Annotated in this window: 2 protein-coding genes; both read left to right on the forward strand. The window is 51.7% G+C overall.

The annotated features are described in order from the left end of the window. Positions 1-774 (forward strand): T6SS effector amidase Tae4 family protein (locus BDE40_RS18115; protein ID WP_162848127.1); only part of this gene is annotated, 774 nt, incomplete at its 5' end. Positions 775-776: 2 nt separating this feature from the next. Next, positions 777-1,652: an SUMF1/EgtB/PvdO family nonheme iron enzyme gene (locus tag BDE40_RS18120; protein ID WP_134016995.1), complete on the forward strand. Its 876-nt coding sequence runs from the start codon at positions 777-779 to the stop codon at positions 1,650-1,652. Positions 1,653-1,913: the final 261 nt, after the last annotated feature.

The raw sequence follows: 1,913 nt of genomic DNA on the forward strand, positions 1-1,913 counted from the left end.
TTGGACGAACCCATCCAAGAAGGATCCGCTTCGAACGGCAGTTCAGGCTATGTGACATTTCCAGATCTGAAAATACTGCCAGATTTTGACAAGCTCTGGTCTGGGTATCCTAATCAAGGCTCTCTTGATGTCGTGACGCAGATTGGCGGAGAAGTTCAGCAGCTTTTCGGGCCTACACTTGAAGAACTTCTTGACGGCGATGATGAACCACTTCCGAATGAATTCTCGAATACATGCGTCGTAAGAACATCTGAGGCCTTTAACAGTGTAGGCCCTGACTACGTACCATTTGTGGGGTTTCGCGATCTTGAAACCGAAAATGGAAATGAGGGTCGCGGTTTTGGAATAACCAGAGGCGATCTGGCAATTTCGATTTATCGCCCTGGAGGCGGAGCAAATTGGCCGAACGGAAGACCTTTCGCCTATGGCGTGCGCCTGGACGAGTTTGCGCCTTACATGCAGTACTACTTCCCAGATGCGCCTTTGATTAGAGGCACAAACCTACAAACACCTTTTGTCGGCAAGAAGGGCGTAGTCTTCTTCACTGTCGGTGGGTGGGATGATGCAAACGGGCACTTCGACATCTGGAATGGGTTCGCTGCGGATGACCTGGTTCCAAATGGCCAGGCAGAAGTAGGTTCAAGGATTCGGTACTTAGCATATTTCCGCCGCTCCACGACGATCACATTATGGCAGCATGTTAAGATCGAGCTCAAAGAGATCCAGCGCAATGACGGTGTTTGCACCGCAGTCTACCAGATGCAGGGAAGCTAGATATGAGCGTGCCAATCAATAAATGGGTTATCATGGCGTTTATTCTGACGATCACGATGGCATCATGCCGTGCCGACGAAGCGGTGAACCCATTTATTGACGTCCCGATGGATGGAGCAGAGCCGAACGAATCAGCTTTTGCAATCCAACACCATGAAGTCACCATTGGCGAGTACCTGGCCTGTGTGGAAGCCGGCGTCTGCGCTGCGTGGATACCACCTAATTTTTCAGGTGAGGCAAGCCCGCTTGAGCCTGCGCCGTCGCAATACAACGCATTGCGCCTCGGTGCTGGTCCAACGCGGTACGGCACAGTCGAAGAAGACAGCGTTGAGAATGCAGTCCAGAGCCTTGTGGAGGACTTTAAATCTGATTTGGCCGACCGACTGCCAGTGACCATAATCAGCCCAACGGACGCTCAAACCTATTGCAAATGGCGGGGCGGCGCATTGCCCAATCGTTTGCAGAGAAGCCATGTCGTCACAACATACGCCCCTGACGCCTTGGAAATGTATCGCGACGCAATGTTAAGCGGTGAGGGACGGCAGAATTGCAGCGCATTCAACTTACCATTCCATGATGTTCGCGTTCTTATTGAACAATTCGGGTCAATCGTTCCGGAGTATCTTTCCTCCGACAAGACTGTTCGGATGTGCCGTACCGGCCCGTCGTTGGCTAACGAGGTTTTTTCCGCGCCAGAGAATTTGTTGGGCTCAGTACATGAATGGACATTCCGACAAGCGGGCGCAGACGATGTCTTCGCTTCAGGCGGAAGTTGGGCGAATGGAGAATTTGCATTTGAGGGGGGGCTTAACGGAAAGCTAGGAGAGGCGTCACGGCGCGCAATAGATGTCGGATTCCGGTGTGTGCAACCGCGATGATAACAGGATTGGTTTCCATTAGGGCAAGCCAGGTTGGACCGTAGCATCTTAAGCGGGACCAATTTAGGTAGACGATTACCTGGCAGTTTGGACGGGAGATTAATGGTCTGCCCCGGTTCTCATCTGTGACCTAGCCCGCAGAAAAAAGTAAGTGGTTAAAGTCTAGAGATTTCAAAGAATCGGATTGCCCAAGAACTGTGAATTTGCCTTCCCTACGATTTGGCACCTTCTGCGAACGGCAGCAATGCGGGCTGCAAATGC

This window comes from Litoreibacter halocynthiae (assembly GCF_004365635.1).
GTDB classification, from domain to species: Bacteria; Pseudomonadota; Alphaproteobacteria; order Rhodobacterales; family Rhodobacteraceae; genus Litoreibacter; species Litoreibacter halocynthiae.

What these genes read in the sequence shown, in the direction of transcription:
- BDE40_RS18120 (WP_134016995.1), top strand. Translation starts at nt 777, where the DNA reads ATGAGCGTGCCAATCAATAAATGGGTTATCATGGCGTTTATTCTGACG.